Source organism: Deltaproteobacteria bacterium HGW-Deltaproteobacteria-2, from assembly GCA_002840505.1.
In the GTDB taxonomy this organism is placed as follows: Bacteria; Desulfobacterota; Syntrophia; order Syntrophales; family Smithellaceae; genus Smithella.
This window is the reverse complement of record PHBC01000005.1, coordinates 239,952-257,464: the sequence shown is the minus strand read 5'-3', so window position 1 is coordinate 257,464 and position 17,513 is coordinate 239,952. Positions and strand designations below refer to the sequence as shown.

17 protein-coding genes are annotated in these 17,513 nt (G+C 44.1%); 6 read left to right on the top strand and 11 right to left on the bottom strand.

Annotation, left to right across the window (positions count from 1 at the left end; translation table 11 throughout):
• Positions 1-143: 143 nt before the first annotated feature.
• The 5 genes from CVU62_11815 to CVU62_11795 form a co-directional block, all read right to left on the bottom strand.
• Positions 144-1,358 (bottom strand): 6-phosphofructokinase, encoded by a 1,215-nt coding sequence (locus CVU62_11815; GenBank protein PKN37283.1) that lies wholly within the window; start codon positions 1,356-1,358, stop codon positions 144-146.
• A gap of 77 nt (positions 1,359-1,435) precedes the next feature.
• The gene (locus CVU62_11810) at positions 1,436-1,645 is read right to left on the bottom strand and encodes a transporter (protein ID PKN37282.1); all 210 of its coding nucleotides are present in this window, start codon (positions 1,643-1,645) and stop codon (positions 1,436-1,438) included.
• Between the two features lie 272 nt (positions 1,646-1,917).
• Complete coding sequence (locus CVU62_11805; GenBank protein ID PKN37281.1) at positions 1,918-2,931, bottom strand: hypothetical protein; 1,014 nt, start codon at positions 2,929-2,931, stop codon at positions 1,918-1,920.
• 102 nt (positions 2,932-3,033) lie between these two features.
• Positions 3,034-4,266, bottom strand: coding sequence for an MFS transporter (locus CVU62_11800; GenBank protein PKN37280.1), 1,233 nt, complete (start codon positions 4,264-4,266; stop codon positions 3,034-3,036).
• A 180-nt stretch (positions 4,267-4,446) separates the two neighbouring features.
• Positions 4,447-5,490: a hypothetical protein gene (locus tag CVU62_11795; GenBank protein PKN37279.1), complete on the bottom strand. Its 1,044-nt coding sequence runs from the start codon at positions 5,488-5,490 to the stop codon at positions 4,447-4,449.
• 167 nt (positions 5,491-5,657) lie between these two features.
• On the opposite strand from CVU62_11795, the gene CVU62_11790 reads away from it, so the two are divergent.
• A complete protein-coding gene (locus CVU62_11790; protein PKN37278.1) occupies positions 5,658-7,043 on the top strand; it encodes a threonine synthase in 1,386 nt (461 codons plus the stop codon).
• Positions 7,044-7,250: 207 nt separating this feature from the next.
• Here CVU62_11790 and CVU62_11785 read toward each other — a convergent pair whose 3' ends face one another.
• From CVU62_11785 to mobB, 6 genes are all read right to left on the bottom strand, one after another.
• Positions 7,251-8,264 (bottom strand): fumarylacetoacetate hydrolase, encoded by a 1,014-nt coding sequence (locus CVU62_11785; protein PKN37277.1) that lies wholly within the window; start codon positions 8,262-8,264, stop codon positions 7,251-7,253.
• Positions 8,265-8,283: 19 nt separating this feature from the next.
• A complete protein-coding gene (locus tag CVU62_11780) occupies positions 8,284-8,835 on the bottom strand; it encodes a hypothetical protein (protein PKN37276.1) in 552 nt (183 codons plus the stop codon).
• A gap of 13 nt (positions 8,836-8,848) precedes the next feature.
• Complete coding sequence (locus CVU62_11775) at positions 8,849-10,324, bottom strand: long-chain-fatty-acid--CoA ligase (protein ID PKN37275.1); 1,476 nt, start codon at positions 10,322-10,324, stop codon at positions 8,849-8,851.
• A 116-nt stretch (positions 10,325-10,440) separates the two neighbouring features.
• Positions 10,441-11,187 (bottom strand): hypothetical protein, encoded by a 747-nt coding sequence (locus tag CVU62_11770; protein ID PKN37274.1) that lies wholly within the window; start codon positions 11,185-11,187, stop codon positions 10,441-10,443.
• A 68-nt stretch (positions 11,188-11,255) separates the two neighbouring features.
• Positions 11,256-12,152 (bottom strand): Patatin, encoded by an 897-nt coding sequence (locus CVU62_11765; protein ID PKN37273.1) that lies wholly within the window; start codon positions 12,150-12,152, stop codon positions 11,256-11,258.
• 75 nt (positions 12,153-12,227) lie between these two features.
• Positions 12,228-12,722: a molybdopterin-guanine dinucleotide biosynthesis protein B gene (gene mobB / locus CVU62_11760; GenBank protein ID PKN37272.1), complete on the bottom strand. Its 495-nt coding sequence runs from the start codon at positions 12,720-12,722 to the stop codon at positions 12,228-12,230.
• 411 nt (positions 12,723-13,133) lie between these two features.
• Here mobB and CVU62_11755 point away from each other — a divergent pair, with 411 nt between their 5' ends.
• The 5 genes from CVU62_11755 to CVU62_11735 are packed head-to-tail and all read left to right on the top strand — an operon-like array spanning position 13,134 to position 17,501.
• Positions 13,134-13,853 carry a hypothetical protein gene (locus CVU62_11755; GenBank protein ID PKN37271.1) on the top strand — a complete coding sequence of 240 codons (720 nt, stop codon included), beginning with the start codon at positions 13,134-13,136 and terminating at the stop codon, positions 13,851-13,853.
• Between the two features lie 32 nt (positions 13,854-13,885).
• Positions 13,886-15,127 (top strand): hypothetical protein, encoded by a 1,242-nt coding sequence (locus CVU62_11750; protein PKN37270.1) that lies wholly within the window; start codon positions 13,886-13,888, stop codon positions 15,125-15,127.
• 11 nt (positions 15,128-15,138) lie between these two features.
• On the top strand, positions 15,139-16,422 hold the full coding sequence (locus tag CVU62_11745) for a hypothetical protein (GenBank protein ID PKN37269.1): 1,284 nt from the start codon (positions 15,139-15,141) through the stop codon (positions 16,420-16,422).
• 10 nt (positions 16,423-16,432) lie between these two features.
• Positions 16,433-16,870 (top strand): hypothetical protein, encoded by a 438-nt coding sequence (locus CVU62_11740; protein PKN37268.1) that lies wholly within the window; start codon positions 16,433-16,435, stop codon positions 16,868-16,870.
• Positions 16,860-17,501, top strand: coding sequence for a hypothetical protein (locus tag CVU62_11735; protein PKN37267.1), 642 nt, complete (start codon positions 16,860-16,862; stop codon positions 17,499-17,501). Before CVU62_11740 ends, CVU62_11735 begins: the two co-directional genes overlap by 11 nt.
• The last annotated feature ends 12 nt before the right edge of the window (positions 17,502-17,513 follow it).

Sequence of the window (17,513 nt, the reverse complement as noted above, 5' to 3'; positions counted from 1 at the left end):
TTATGTAAAAAAACCCGGTTACAGCCTTTCGTCAGGAAACCGTAGATAATTATCATTAGACTTTTAATATCAGTCTGCTTTCGTATTGTTCAATACAGTCCGCGTTTTATATTATTGTTTTACTCCAGCAGTGCAAGCAATAATTAATTGTATTGTTTGAGCTCAAAAAGTTTTTTGTCCTGCGTGGAAACAATGTGATAAAAACGATCCTGAGGAATGTAGATATAGGGAACATCATCTTCCCTACGGTAAAGAAAATGAGAAAGGATCATCCTATTGACGGCCTGATGCCCGATAATCATAATGTTGATCCCATACCTATTGAGAAAAAACGCCTTTTTGATTCCTTGTGTGATTCGGGGCTTCATTGTTTCGTAACTTTCACCCTCGGGATAAACATAATGGTATTTGTTTGCTCCTCTTTTTTTGAAGACGTGCGGCATATTTCCCTCGATTTCATCGTACGTCATTCTTTCGCAGATTCCCGCTTTTATTTCATCGAACTCCTTAAGTGAAATTATCCTGCAATCATTTTGCATTTCACAAATAATTCTGGCCGTATCGATTGTCCTTCGCTTTTTGCTGGTAAAAATGTAAGAAATTTTCTTGCTCTTAAAAAACTGACCTAAGGCAGTTGCTTGTGCTTTGCCCTTTTCTGTGAGTAGTGGATCCCCGCCGATTCTATTCACAATATTATATTCCGTTTCCGTGTGCCGGATCAGAAAAAGATTCTTTACTTCATCTGTAACAAGATAGTCCCGCAGCCGGTCATAAAAGGGAATCGCATCGCTGTGCTTTTCCTCAATAATCATGTTTTGTAAAGAATCTATACGAATGTAATTTCTTTCAACCTTCAACGGTTTATAAATCATGCGGTAGTAATCAATTCGTTTCAAAAATTCTGTTGCCGCTTTATCTTTAAGGTGGGCAAATTCCGGCAGTTTTATTTTCTCTTGTATGCTTAGATTCAGAATATCTTCATCGTCATTGATGCATTCGATAAATAAAAGCGGATGGTCATTGAGGTTTTTTTCTATTGTTGCGCGTCGCTCCCTTCCCGCATTTGTCGCATCGAGAATCGCGATCTGTCCGCTGTTACGCAGATAAGCCTTGGCCCTTTCCATATTCATGAGGGCGATTTTTTTCCTCAATTCCACGGCGGCCAAATTTTGAGGGGAATAAAATTCGGAACTCGCCGTCTCATGAAGCGGCAGATATGTCCTGCGCAGTTTTCCGTTATTGAATATTCGAGTAGGTATTACGTCTTTTCGGAAAGCATCATGCAGACGGCCGGCCAGTGTGGATTTACCACGGGCAGGTAGCCCCATCAGAACAATGTACAATTTTTCATCGCTCATACCGTATCCTAATTAAATAAAGGGGGAAGGTCTTCCCGCTTTACTTAACATCAAAGTTGCGTCCGAAAATAAAAGGATTAATCAACAGCCATCATTACATTGGAAGCTTTTATAATAGCATAAGCTTTTTTGCCTGGTTTCAAGCCCAGCTTTTTCGCGGATTCTTTGGAAATGATCGAAACAACCTTAGCGCCGCCTGCAAGCTCTAAAAGTATTTCAGTATTCACAGCACCTTCTGAAATTTTGACTACTTTTCCCTTTAGTATATTTCGCGCACTAATCTTCATGGTGTCCTCCTTTTGGTTAGATCGTTTCAATAAGATATTACCTAAGATTATCACCTAGCGGCAAAATTATAATGAAAACATAATTGTATGTCAATCACGAACATGAGCTTCAGAGTAAGAGATGAGGTATCATGTTCTCCGCTTTGTCCCGACAGCGTCGGGATTCAACTTACCAATTTCCACACACTTCGTTATGGAAATTGGAGTTTCACTAATGCAATCCTTGTTGTAAAGCCCGGCGATTGCACTGATATGCATTGTCAGCGTCATGATTATGGCGCGAGCCCTTCTTTTTTCATCCAAGCACTTATGCGTCGCAGGGCATCTTCGTATGTCACGCGCGTATTCCATCCTAATTCGCGCTTCGCTTTCGAATTATCGATATCGTTATCGCGACCCATCATGGCAACGTTGTGCCTGGTCATGGTTGTCTTTATGTGAAGTGCAGCGCAGATCGTCCCCACAAAACCGGCGCTGGGCCAGGCCAGGGCAAAAGGTATCGAAAAGAATGTCGTTGCCTTGATCTTCTTTCCCATAAGGCCGGCAATGTCTGTAAAATATTGGCGCCATGTAACTGCATAATCGTCTCTGATATGATAAGTCTGCCCCGCCGCAATTTCTTTTGTCCCGGTAAGCACGAAGGCATCTACCAAATTATCCACGTAAAGGAGACTAGCGCTCCAGCGGCCGCCATCGATGAGAGGAAGAAACGGCTTGTTCAGGTTATCGACGGCGTCACGGACCCATACGCTTGCGGGACCTATGACATTAGTGGGCCTGATTACCGTGCCGGAAATTTTTCCGTTGCGGTGGTAATTCCATACCAGCCCTTCGGCATCGAGTTTGGCATCGCCATAGAAGATGCCTGTCTTATAAACCGGATCACTTTCCCTATGCCCCTTCCGGTGCTTCGGACCCAGGCCGGTAGCCACCACTGAGCTGATATACACAAAACGATGTACTTTGCCGGCAGCTTCTTCTAAAATATTTTTTGTCGCGTCGTATATAGTATCGTAGAATTCTTTTCTGGTACCCCAGTAGGTGACACGCGCGGCCAGATGATACACGGTATCGATTCCGTCGCAAATGCCGCGGATCGTTTCAGGCATGGTAAGATTGCCTCTCACAATGGCAACTCCCATCTGCTCAAGATTTTCGGTTTTTTCGCCGGACATGGCCAGACCGGTAACATTAAATTTATCCTCCACGAGTCTCTTGCAGAGGACTGTACCGATAAATCCACCTGCACCGGTAACCAGAACATTTTTGCCATTGTTTGTATTCATTACAATGTCTCCTAAATGTTAAGGATAACTGATTTCCATTTGTAATGACAGCAAAAAAAAGCGGGCAAAAGCCCGCTTTTTCATTTTCAAGTGAACCAGTGTCTATACCTTCTTCGGAGGTTTCAACAACATCGCCGCCAGAACCATCCCGGCAGCCGCCAGAACAGCTGTCGGATAAAAGGCAAATGTATATGTTCCGAAAACATCCTTGGCCTGACCGGAAATGATGCCACCGACAATTGCACCCAATCCATAGGCAAAGAACACGACGCCATAATTACGCGCGTAATTTTGCATGCCGAAGAATGTGGCCGTCGCCGTGGGAGCTATGGCCAGCCATCCGCCCAGACACATCCAGAAACCGACAAAGCTGATCACATAAAGATTGGTATCACCTTCCTTGGCAATAATCATGATAATAGAAACAATAAGAATTATGGCCAGATTCAACATGGCCGCATAGCGGGGAGTAATCTTATCAGTAAGCAAGCCAAAAATCGGGCGTCCCAGAGCGTTAAAACAAGCGAAAACGCCAACCAGTGTGGCTGCTGTTTCGCCGGATATTTTGATAATTTCATTGCCGACCGGCTTGGATATTCCGATAGCCATCAACCCGGCAATCGCGCCGATAAGGAAACATAAAAACAATCCCCAGTATGTTCCTGTTTTAATCATTTCGCCCGGTGTAAAATTTGCAGCGGCTACTGCGCCGGCAGCCGGTTTCCAGCCTTTGGGAGTCCAGCCGGCAGCAGGAAACTTTAAAGGCAAACTCAGGATAAAAAGGATAATTCCGAAGGCTATTCCAAAATACAGGAAGGTTGTTGATAATCCAACAGATGGGATTAGGGCATTAGCGATTTTCCCTGTAATCAGGGCTGATCCGCCGAAACCGGCAACTATCAAACCGACAGCAAGGCCTTTTTTATCCGGAAACCATTTCGCACCCACAGCAATAGGACAACCATAAACTAAACCGACACCTGATCCGGCAATAACACCGTATGTTAAGATCAGAAACCAAATATTGGTAGCAAAGCTGGAAAGGAGCCATCCCAGTCCCACAATAAGACCGCCGATGATTGCAACATTGCGCGGCCCCATTTTTTCCATTAAACGGCCACCAAAAAACATCAAAATAGCAAAGAAGGCCAGAAAAACCATAAAGGGTAGAATGGATAAGGACGCGGAGGAATTGAAAGCATTTTTTACAGGTCCCAGAAAGATACTGTAAGCATACACCGCACCAAGACAAACGTTCATAACCAATCCTAGCACAACATACAACCATCTGCCGCTTTCCGGCGGCATGCCGAACACTTTTGTTTCACCAGTCATTAAACACCTCCTCAGGAAATTAACAAAAATTTGAATTCTTAAATTTAGAGCGCTGGGGAAAGGCTTATATGGAGAAAAGCCTTGTATGTCAAGGGAATATTGATCGTGATGACAATTCACTTAGGAACTAACACCGGCAAAAAAATTGTTACAAAATGTGTATGCGGAGCGTTGTTTTGCTCATCGCAGAATAGGAACGCCAAAACTAGTGAATTTAATTTTAAAGCCGTGCTTGGCAGCCAGGGCTTTGATCTGGGCCATCTTATTCAAATCCGGTTTAAAACCGGTGGAAAAATTTTCCTGTGTCTGGCCTTCAAACGCCAGAATCATGGTTTCCGCCATGCAGGCATAAATAAACCCTTCTTTCAACGGCAACCTTAATCCGATTTTTGCCGATTCCGGAGGCTCGATCACGGCTCCATCTATAACAATAATATCTTTACGCATTCTGCAGATTTCTTCCGGAATATTGCGCGGAGAGGGGATGTCGCAGATAATGGCATTTTCTTTGAGGTTACTGACTGTTGCAACAAACGGCACTTCTATGGCGGACGTTGTAAAAATAATAATATCCGCTTCCCTAATCACAGCGTCCAAAGCAAGCCCCTTATCAACGACATGCGTTTGGGACTTTTGAGTGACAAGAAATTGTTTGAGTTCGGTAAGTCTTTCGGTATTTTTCGCTAGCAGAAAAATAGTATCAGCCTTGTTCAAAAATCCCAGGGCACAGTTCTGGCCAATGGCGTTTGTCGCGCCAACAATCGCAATTTTTGCTTTCATGAGATCAATTTTGCGTAAATTTGCAGCGTGTTCCAATGTTTCCAGAATTGCCGCCGCGGCAAGACTGGATCCGGTAGTTACAGACGCGGATGTTTTTGCAGCAATCATCTGCCCGCCCTTGCCGGCAATTCCCATCAAAGCACCCAGCCCCACAACTCTCGCTCCGATCTTCTCTCCCAACCGCACCGCTTTTAATATTTTATGCAAAACTGTCTCCTCTTTCATCGCCAGCACCTGTTTGGAAAGCAAAGGACAAACGATGAAGCATCCATCGATTACAGTTCCTTGAGCGGAGCGCAAATTTTTTTCATAATGAATTTTAAACGGCGGCAACAGCCGTAAAATTATTTTCAGGATTGCCGGAGGAGCTAGCTTAGAAAGGAAATTATAATCATGAACATTCTGGATATTGAAAGGATTAAGTACAAACGCGAATTTACTCATGCAACATTATCATCCTGACTTGGCAAAATTTTTATTGCTAGCAGAGCTTATAAGAGTAACGGCTTTATCTGTCAATGACGAATATGATGCCCCGCAGCTTGCTTTAGCGTGAATTATCGTAATCTTTTTTAAATTGATTTTTTGAGACAAATAAGTTTAAAGAAGAAATGCCAATTTGTTATTATAGCACAAATCGTAATTTGAAAAATGTCGCGGGAATTACTCCCTTCACCGGCAAGGTATCTTTTAAAGAAGCTCTGCTCAAAGGGCAGGCTTCGGATGAAGGTTTGTTTATGCCGGATACTATTCCGCAGCTTTCCTTAAAAGACATTCAGAAATTGAAAGGCAAGCCATACAGCGATACAGCACTACTTGTTGCTAAAGCTTTTCTTGCCGATGAGTTTCCGCTGGAGACTCTTAAAAAAGTTGTCAAAGATTCTTACAACTATCCTGTACCTTTGGAAGAAGTAAAATCTAAAACCTATGTAATGCGTCTGGATCAGGGGCCTACCGCATCATTCAAAGATTTTGCCGCGCGTATGATGGCCAGACTGATGAGCAACTGCCGGCCGAAAGGCGAAAGGCTCAACATTCTTGTTGCCACATCCGGCGACACGGGAAGCGCCGTGGGTGAAGCATTCAAGGGTGTTGGAGGAATTGATGTCACTATCCTGTATCCGACAACTGAAGTCAGCAATATGCAGAAAAAACAGCTCGACACAATCGGCAGCAACGTTCAGGCATTAAGCGTTGACGGCAAGTTCGACGACTGCCAGAATTTAGTCAAACAAGCATTTTCTGATGCGGACTTGGAAAAATTCAATCTGACTTCGGCTAATTCCATTAACTTCGGCCGGATTCTTCCGCAGATAATTTATTATATCTACGCATACACTCAACTTGCTGAACAAGATGAACAGGCAATTTTTTCCGTTCCTTCGGGAAATTTCGGTGACGCGCTTGGTTGCGAATACGCCCGCCGTATGGGATTACCGGTGGCGAAGCTTGTCATGCCCACCAATGAAAACGATGAATTCCCGATTTTCATGGCAACAGGGAAATACAATAAAGTTTCTCCTTCGCGTGCGTGCATCTCCAACGCGATGAACGTCGGACATCCCAGTAATCTGGCGCGTTTTTTTGACTTATACGGCGGCACAGTTGACCGCGTAGGACAAGTTCACAAATACCCTGATTGGGAAGAAATGAAACGACAAATTTTCTCGGTAAGCGTCACTGATGAGCAAACCAGAGAAACAATCAAAAGCGTTTACAAAAACCACAATGTGGTTCTGGAACAGCACGGAGCCGTGGGCTGGGCGGGACTCGTTGAATACTTCAAAACAGCGCCAGAACAAAAATTGGCCATTTGTCTGGAAACCGCGCATCCGGCAAAATTCCCGGAAGAGATTCAAAAATTGCTGGGACTAACCATGCCGCTTCCAGAGAGCATGAAAAACATTGACAAAAGAGAAGGCGATGCAGTTTCCATCACCAACGATTACAACGATTTTAAAAAATTTCTGCAGAAAAATTTAAAAAGCAAAGAATAGTTATTACTGGATTTCCACCAACGATACATTTTCGCAATAGCAAAGAATGTCATTGCATATCCTCCGCCGGCGGAGGTGTCACGCAGTGACGGAGGTGGATAAAATTACGGTTAAATTAAAACATCCACCCTCTACCCTCGCTAGCGGGGAACACGCAAAAACACATACCGATTTATTGCCGGAATAATAATTTAACTAAAAAATTAGTTAGTAGAATTTTCGTAATTCTTCTCTATTTCCCCAAGGTGATGGTTCCATCTTACCTAAATTTTCAGGAATGTTCTGTCTCAGAATTCCCAGCTTATCAAAAATGATTTCTATTTTCTCGCCGGGGTTTATCCATAAATCATTGTCCAGCCCCGTGCAATCCGGGATTGTTCCCAATCCAATAACCGTTCCCGGCAAAAGCGTAAAAACGGATTTAAGAAATTCAACAGCTTTCTCAGGACGCGCACTATATTCGGAAGTGCTCCCTTTCCATTCGTAGCGCTCTCCTATTTTTACCCTAACATTCAAGGCGAGAGGATCGCCAACTTCATCGGGAGTAACGATAAACGGTCCCAATCCGTTACTGCAATCGAAATCCTTGCTTCTGGCCGGACCTCCCAATCCCATCATCTCCCTAAACTGTACATCGCGAGCCGACGAATCGTTGAAGATAGTATATCCGGCTATAGGTCTCGTTTCGTTTCCGGTAATCACCGCCAGTTCTGGTTCAATATCCAGATAAGACGAATACGCCGGCCAATGAATTGTATCGTTGTCTCCTATAATCGCGTTATGGTTGCCTTTGTAATAAATCATCTTCCCGCTGGTTGCCGCTTTTATTCTGTTTTTAACAATCGGCGCGATAATCGAACCGAAAAAACCAAATGCATGCTTTATTAAAGTCGCCGCCGAATTTCCCAGATGGCGCGGTGACAGACCGAAATCGATCAGCGCCCGGGGAACGGGTACAGGAGAAAGTATTTTAGCCTTTTCCAGTGGTATTTTTTCTCTATCATTGAAAGAAGAAATGTAAGCTTCTCCGTACTTCAAAAATTCTCTCGCCGCGTCTTCGCTTGTCGGCAAGTTTCTCAGATATGAATAAATATCCGCAAGCTGGATACGCGTTTGCCCGGATTTCTGCTGCAGCGTTTCAAAAGACACAGCGTAACCCTTGATGACAATTCCAAACTTCGGCGCACCGCCTGATTCAGCCTGAAAATTAAGCAACTTCATGTAAACTATCTCCTGTAACTTATTTTTTCTTCGTTATGAAATTTTTCACAATCGAGATGCCTATCAGAATAGAAACGATAGCGACTCCAGATAAAGCCAGAAACCATTTGGTATTCGTCGCCAATCCGGAAAGCGCTACCAGCGCTGGTGTTGCGCGTTGCAGGTCAGCCAGCAAGTACAGATGCATCATGTTTTCAAAAAAATCACAGATGCCGGCGACAAACGGTGTCAGGATAAAGACGTTGAATTTCGGATTAATATTGTTGATTTTAAACGCTCTGGCGATGAGCAGGCTTAAGAATATGCTGTACCAGATCGGATGAAAATTATCGAAATAAAAATGCTTATAATAAAGTCCGATTTGGCCCGACGCAATCCATCCGGATGCTATTTCTTTGAAGGTATCGCCCGATAGCGTTGTCTGAATACGCAACATATCAATACCCAGCGGATGAACGATTGAGGCGATTTTTATCTGCGATGCAAAATAAATAATTCCGAATATCGCAATGATTAAATTAGAATCAGATTTTCGGCTTATGAAATTTTCCGCTCGTAAAAGTATATCCATAGCAGTTCACTCTCTAATTAGACAACGCTTTCACGAATTCAATTTCCCGTGGAACCTTATAGTTGGATAGATATACTTTACAATACCGGATAATTTCTTTATCGTCGGGAGAATATCCTTCTTTGAGAACAACTTCCGCTTTAACCAGTTCGCCGCGCATTAAATCCGGCTTGCCTAATATGCGCGATACCTGCACTGCAGGATGCATGTTCAGCACCGTTTCCACTTCGCGCGGATACACGTTGAATCCGCTGGTAATGATCATTCTTTTTTTGAGACCGGTCAAAAAAATGTAATTCTCCTCATCCATTCTGCCCAGGTCGCCGGTGTAAAGCCAGCCGTCTTTGATTACTGAAGCGGTAGCCACGTCATCTTTATAGTAGTTCTTCATAACGTTGCCGCCCCGGACAACAACCTCGCCGATTTCATTGCGTGGCAGTTCCCGACCGGATTCATCAACAATTTTAATGTCAATACCGGTCAAAGGGATACCGATAGATCCTGGTTTGGCAACGTTCTCTATACGGTTGAAAGAACAGGCGGGTGATGCTTCTGTCAGACCATAGCCTTCCAGAATGCGCACATTGAATTTCTGTTCAAAAACAGGTATGAACTCAGGCGGCATGGCCGAACCACCGGTGACACATACTTTCAAAGAGCTCAAATCATATTTGGACGCTTTTTCATATAATATCATTCCTATATAAAGGCGAGGCACCGCTGCTATATATGTAATTCTTTCTCTTTCAATGGCACCAAAAAGACTATCCATGGTTAATCTATCCATCATGACAGTGGAACAGCCTGCCTGAATGACGTTCAGCATATTTACGGTAGCTCCGAAAGAATGAAACAACGGAATAAGGCAAAGCCCGACATCGTCCGGTCCTCTTCGAAAAATGGGTTGAATCATATTGAGCTCTTCACATAGATTGTGATGGGTAAGTAACGCGCCCAGAGGTTTCCCCGTCAATCCCGCCGTGTATATAATTACAGCCGGATCTTCCGGAGTAATTTTATCCGAACAGAAAGAAGAATCATCGCTATCCGCACCGGCAAATAGCTCGCCGTTCTGATTTAATGAATCCACGGCAATTACCTGATGACAAGATAAAAGCTTATCTTTAGCTTCCTGATACTTTTTAATCTGGGACGTCTGGGTTATTAAAATTTTGGAATCCGAATTGTTCAGCAAATAGGTTAATTCGAATGAAGTGGAAGATGTGTTCAGCGGAACAATAGCCGCCCCGTTTTTAAGTGCACCGAAATAACTGTAAGCAAATTCCGGTATGTTGGGGAGCATGAGAGCCACGTTATCTCCCTTTCCAATACCGGACTGCTTAATTATACCGGCAACACTGTTTATTGCCCTGTTTAACTGACTATAGGTAATATATTGCTTATCGCTGATCAATGCGGTGCGATCACCATATTTTTGAACAGAATCTCTCAGTAATTGTATTAAATTAATGGTCTTAATAACCTCCATAAAAAATTGCTGATTACGTTAACATGAGAATGTGTTTTTTTTCAAGAGAATAAAGGAGTTAGAATAATTTATTTTACTTTTTGATAAGAGATTATTTCTGATGCAGGCACAACACGCTATGTCTTTCGGAGACAATCCTCCAAAGACTTTTTTGTCCTGGACATGTCCCCGGGTTTTACTTCCATGGTGATGGTTGAATCATACCCCTTTTCAATGAGGGATTTTATAATGGCGATATAATCCACAATCCCTTCTCCCAGTGGCAGATGGAGATCATCTTTAACGCTTGTTCCGCCACGGTTGTCATGTACATGAAGATGAGCAATTCTGGAAAAGTGATCTTCTATAAAACGAAACGATGTGTTCTTTTTCGCCAGAAGCTGGGCATGTCCGATATCCAAAGTCATCCTGAGATCAGGGATGGCCTCGAATGCCGGTCCGAAGCTCTCCGCACGTTCGCTTAAATTCTCTATGCAAACGGTAATTCCATATTCATTGCCATAGTCCACTATCCGGGACAGCAGCTCCAGCTTACCGGGAAGTAGATCTGCCGGGAGCCACCTTTGATCGATCCAGAAATGAATAGTCGCTTTGGTAATATCAAGCCGTCGTGACAGATCCATCAGAGCTTTGATGCGCGGAAGGAATTTATTTTGAAGCACATTCACATCAAGAGGATTATCTTCGTTGGGATAATGGGCCAGAAATGAAACATCGTATTTATCTTTTATTTCCAGAAGCTGAGGGATCCAGCCGGTAACGGTCTCGGGATCATTAAGAGAAATTTCCACAAACGGGTAGCCGAGCTTGCCTACCTCGAGAAGTTCTTCAATTGTATGGGCCCTTGCGCCTATAGTGATCATATTGATTTATTTTCCCGTATTGTTTTTGAAAATGAGGACTGTTATTTATATCAATCCCTGTTGGTTTTCTAAAGCCTTCCTTCCCGTTTCAGCTTTTCAATAATTTTCTGAATCTCCGGCAATTTTGCGCTGGCCGCCTTTTCACCCTCAAAAATCGCCTCGTTAAATTTATCCATATCGGTGGAGCCGATATTCTTCATGTTCGGACGGATCACGATATCGGCATTTTTAATCTGATATTCAGCAATTCGGGCATACATTATGTCTATAGATTTTCTCATCGTATCCATGATTCCATCGGGCACATTGGTATTGATACCACCGGAAATATCCACGGCAATGACAATATCCGCCCCGTTACGGCGTGCTACATCAACGGCCACAGGACTAACCACACCGCCATCTATATAGGTGCTGTTTCCGATCTTCGAAGGTTGAAACACGCCCGGCACAGAGCAGCTGGCATGCACAGCCATACCGGTATTGCCCCTGGCAAAGACCACTTCTTCTCCGGTAGCGGAATTAGTAGCCACTGCATAGTAACGGATTTTCAGTTTTTCTATGGGAGTATTATGAATGTTTGCGTTGATAAAACTTTCGATTTTCTCTCCCTTAATGAGTCCGCCCTTCCATATCTTCCAATCATAATCGATCACGTTGTCCGCCTCCATCTTCATGGCAATTCCCTGCAGTTCGAAGGCGGTCTTGCCCGAGGCATATAAACTGCCGACCAGACTGCCGGCGCTCGTACCTACAATCATATGTATAGGAATCTTCTGAGCTTCCAGCACCTTCAGCACGCCGATATGCGCGAAACCCTTGGACCCACCACCGCCCAGGACAACCGCAATTTGGGCCGGCTTGGGAGGGACAGGTGGCGGCACAGTAGCGCAAGCAGCCAGCGTAAAAACCAGAAAAACAAATAGAAATATTCTAAACTTTCTACTATTCCATAAATAAAACATTTTTTATCCTTATTCTATCGCAATCGATATATGCTACCCATCCGACCTACTATCAATAGGCCCCTTAGTGGATAACTATTTTAAAAATTTACTTTCAATTAAATCAACAATGCCTTTGGTGTCATTGATATTGAAACAAGGAACACCGGTATCCATAATTATATCTGAAGCAATGGCCAATAAATTATCTTCTTTTTTACATAACAAATCACGTTTTAGTTCAGAACGGAATATTTCAATTTTGGGGAAAGGATTGCCTTTGTAACCTTCGGAAAGAATTATGTCCGCGCCTTTGATATATTTATCTCTGATTTCGGCAAGCGAATGATCATGATCCAGGTCTTCAATTAAAGCTGCCCGTTGAGCGGAGGAAATCACCGTTGTATGGGCACCGGCTTTTTTATGACGCCAGCTGTCTTTTCCTTCATGATCTATGTCAAACCCGTGAACATTATGCTTGATTGTAGCCACCTGATATCCTCTTTTAACCAGTTCCGGAATCAGTTTTTCTATTAATGTTGTTTTGCCGGAATTGGATTTACCGACAATAGATATGATTGGTGTAGTCATTATTTCTCGAAAGACCTCTATTATTAAATGTTTCGTAATCACCGGGAAACATATTCTTCAAAAGATTCATAACATATATTTTTTTCTTTGCCAATTAAGCCGTTGCACGTCTTATTGCACATAGTAACAATAAATTGAATACGTTGTTCTTTCTTTTTTTGAACTCAAAATCAAGAAAATAATTATGTGACCGGCAGTCACCGGCTTAAACGATTATGGTTTCAAGCCGGATAAAATTTTAAAGTTTCGTACAACTAAGTTGGAAATCGTATCCTTACACGAGGGCAACGATATTTTTTATTACTGTTCATAAAAAATCTTTTAAAAAAGATAAAATATTTCTTGACAAAAATTTGTCTATATGTTTTTTTTATAACGCCTATTCGATATAAAACAAGGAGGGACTTGACCATGCCAAAAATCGTCAACCATGATGAATATCGTCAAGAGTTATTGAAAAACAGTTTACGTCTATTCACCCGCAGGGGATATCACAACATCAACATGAAAGAAATTGCCGCCGAGAACGGCGTCTCTACGGGATCGCTCTACCATTATTTCCCCTCCAAAGAAAACATGCTCGCCCAGATGATTGCCTGGCTCGGCGATGAAAACGTAGATGAATATATCCGCCGTACGGAGTCTATCGAAAGCATCCGTGAACGTTTTGACATGATTATAGATTACTGGAAGGAAAATGGCGAGCTCTATGAAGACATCATGCTTCTGGCAATTGATGTTTACCGGAATGTAGATATCAAGCAGTGGAGGGAGGTATATTCGTTTTTTGCTGAACGCTATACGGCCGGTATGTCGGAGCGACTAAACATCTCCAGACAGTTTGCCCGGGCAATATTCATTTATTTTCTGGGACTTTCTTTCCATTCGCTGGCCTTTGATGAACCCAACGAATACGACAATCAGATAGATTTCCTTAACACAATCCTCAGGCCTCCTATCGTGGATGCACCTGATGATCTGGAAAAGGCTATGCAAAAACTCAAGAAAGTAATCCGCACTGTCTTGATGAATCCAATAGATCCTAAAAAGACAACCGTTGAAAAGAAAAAAATCATAAGCAAAATAAAGACAGTTCAAAATAAAAGAAAAACCGGACCTCGAAAAAAATAAAACAAAAACAATAATCGGGAAAAGGAGGAGCTATGAACAAAGCCCTGGATGAGTTGTTTGTTTACCCAAAGGAATTGGTGGATGAGGAGTCGAAACCTATTATTAATCTGGTAAGGCAATGGGCCGACAAAGAGATTATTTCCAAGCGTCAGGAGTATAGGGAAAATTACGAAAAGCTCTTTATTGAAAAGAGCAAAACGCTCAATCTCACTATCGGCCTGCAAAGACTTATCCTGCCCGAAGAACACGGCGGATTTGGCTGGACTAATCCTGCCAACGCGCCGGGCTTGGTTTCCATTCTCACCGAAATCGGACGAGCAGACGCCGCTATAGGCGTAGCAACCGCCGTCAAATACACGATCTTAGCCACGATCACTATGGCTCCAAATTTCGACAAAGCCCTGTGTGACGCGCTCGCGCCTGTTTACTGCGGTGAAGAATTAAAAACTTTTTCCCTTATCCTTCCCGGAATGGGAAATGTTGGACAGGATACCCCCTTATTCCTGGGCCGATCGATTCTTGCTACCATTGAGCCGGAAGGCGATGGTTATGTCGTTAATGGCAAAGATCTCCGGCCGATTAACAGTGGCGCCACAGCTGATCTTTTTTGTGTGGTTTGCGCCGACAAAGCAGGCAAGCCCTGTATCGCTTTTGTCCCCGGTAACGACACCAATATAGTTCGCGGCAAGACTCTTCTGGAAACCGGTTTAAACTCCACCTTTAATGCCGATGTCAGTTTCAATAATGTAAGAATTCCCAAAGCATATGTTATCTCCCGTCAGGGTGTCGTAGAGGAAATCTACACCTGGTTAAATCTTCTGCTCGGCGGTGTAAGCGTAGGAACGGGCATGAACTTTTTTGAAATGGTCGGCGACTGGTCCGAGACAAGAACAATCAAGGGCGGTTACATGATGAAAGAAAATCCCCTCTGCGCCTCCGTTCTGGCTGATGTAGCGGACGAGGTCTTCACCTCTAGATTACTGGTTTATGATCTTGCTCAAACAATGTCCAAGCCGAATGACTGGGGACAAAGCGGCAGCCAAAGAGTTTACACAATTTCGCAGGTTATCGGATCAAAAATACAACAGAATGTAATGCGGGCAATAAACAGAGGATTGGAACTTATGGGGTCCGCCGGCTACTCCAAGGAGTGGCATGTGGAAAAACACTGGAGGGATGTCAAGACCATCCAGTCATACCTGTGCGGAGTCGGTGCCGAGGCGCCGGTAAAGATGGATACGGCGCGGTTTTTCTTTGACTGCAAAGAGATTTAAAAAGGAGACGAATGATGAAAAACTTCGATGAATTCTCAAAACCGGAAGAATATATATCACCTATGGACAAACACATCCGCAGTGTCATTAGAAACTGGGCCGCCAAGGAGGTAATGCCCTTCAGACGCAAATACGATGAAGACTGGAAAAACCATCACATGATTGAGCCGGCCTTCGACAAGCTTATGGGAAATAAAGGCGTCGGCCTTCAAAAAGCGCTATTCCCGCCGGAGCTGGGAGGCTGGGGCATTGGACAATCCGATTCCGCCTTCACAGTTTCCTGCGCGTTGGCGGAAGAGGTCGGACGGGCAGACACGGCCATGGCTGTGGCTTTTATGGTTACCTATTGGCCGCTCACGACTATTCTGGTCGATCCTCATGTCAACTGGCGGCTGGCCAAAGAATTCGCCCCCATGTTCTGCAATGCTGACAAAGCGGTCTTCGCGGCCAATGCCATGACGGAACCTCAAGGCGGAGCGGATATCGAAAACATGGACATTCTCGGAGGCAAAACCATCCGCACCCTTGCCCGTTTAGAGGGCGATGAATGGGTTATAAACGGTCACAAGCTTTGGCCTACCAATACCGGTGGTGTAGCTAAGCTGTTTAGCGTTCCGTGCACAACGAAACTGGGATCAAATGACCCCAACGACTTCGCCATGATATTTGTTCCCGCCGATGCCAAAGGTGTAACCCAGGGAGGCCCTTATGAAAAAGCCGGTATGGCCGCCGATAAAAACGGCGATATCTGGTTTGAAGATGTTAGGGTTCCCGTCTGGTACCGCGCTCACGGACCAGGGATGGACGCTCAGGTCTTCCGCGAAATCATTCCCTGGGGATTAGCGGCCAGTATGGGATTTCTGTGCGGCGCGATGCTCAACCTTTACGAAATTCTCTATGACTTCGTATCGACGAAAACTTACAAGAACAAACCCCTGAAAGAAGACGACCACATTGCCAGCATTATCGGCCGGATCGCCGGCGATATAGATGTTTGCAGAATTCTGACCTATGAAGCGGCAAGAATGGGCGACAGGCGCAACAAACCATACGGCTATCCCATCTATACGGATGAAGTAGCCTGCAAGATGCGTAACCTCAAAGACTTCGTCTCAGACAGAGCGGTGGATATTTTCGGAAAGGCAATGGACGTTCTCGGCCCATATGGTGCCGACCGCGAATACGATATTGAAAAGCATTGGCGCGATATCAAAATCATTCAGTTATGGATGGGCGGCAAGCAGCTCTGTCAGATGGAAGCAGCCCGGTATTTCTTCAACTGCAAGACATTATAGGAGAAAAAAAATGGAAGAAGCCAATAAAGGAGTAATTGACTTAACCGATCGAGTTCTTAAGGAACTGCTCAAAAAACCGGGCTTCAAAGAAGGCACAAGAACAGTACTGCAGAATATCGATCCCGAAGCGAGCCGAAGACTGGTTAGAACGATGATGTGGCAGGACCCGGAGTTTTTTCTGGGATTGCTGGGCGCCGTTCCTTCTATCTTCAATTCCTTAATTCAAGGCCTGGATGAACTGCTCATTCAGCTTAACGATAAGTTTTCACCTCTACTGCTGCACGATTTTATGAAATCGATGGTTTTATCACTTGATAAAAAATCACTGGAAAGTATCGTCCGCAACGGAAAATTGCTGGCAACTGAATTGTGGATCGTAGCGGAAGAGGCATACAAGGAGCAAGAGGCTTCCAATACTAATACGGAGGGAGAAGAACATGGAAAATAGCGCCGTGATGCCCGCCGAGGGAGGAGTGCTCAAAGAGGTATTACGCACACCCTTTGTGAAAGATATAATACGTAATTCTTTACAAAACATAAAACCGGACAAATCCCATCCGCTGGTGATAGCTCTTATCTGGCAGGATCCGGAGGTTATTTTGTCCATTTTGGGCTCCATTCCGCCTATTGTCAACTCCTGTGTAGGTGCTCTGGCGGCAACTGGAAATCAACTCAATGAAAAATTTTCACCGGAACTGCTCAGAGATTATCTTGGCAGTATTATAAAGGATATTGACACTGATGAATTTAAAGCCCTGGTTGAAGCCTACTCCACAATGATAAAAAATCTTTGGGAAGCTTCACCCGAACTGAGGGAAGCGGTCAGCAAGGCAATAACTCAAGAGGTTCCGCCGCTAATCGGTCAGGGAATCAATTCAGCGTGCCGTTTTGTCAACGAAATCAGCATAAGCGACCCGCGCATAGTGAACAAATTCGTTTCTGACGTAGTGGCAAATGTCGACGGTGATGAGCTCCGTGATGCGACCCACACTATCGTCAATGCTGTACTCGACCAGAAGCTGCATTTGGTTTCCTGGGCATGGCAGCTTCTCCGTAAAAGGATGAAACGCCGGAAGTAGCGAAAGGGATAG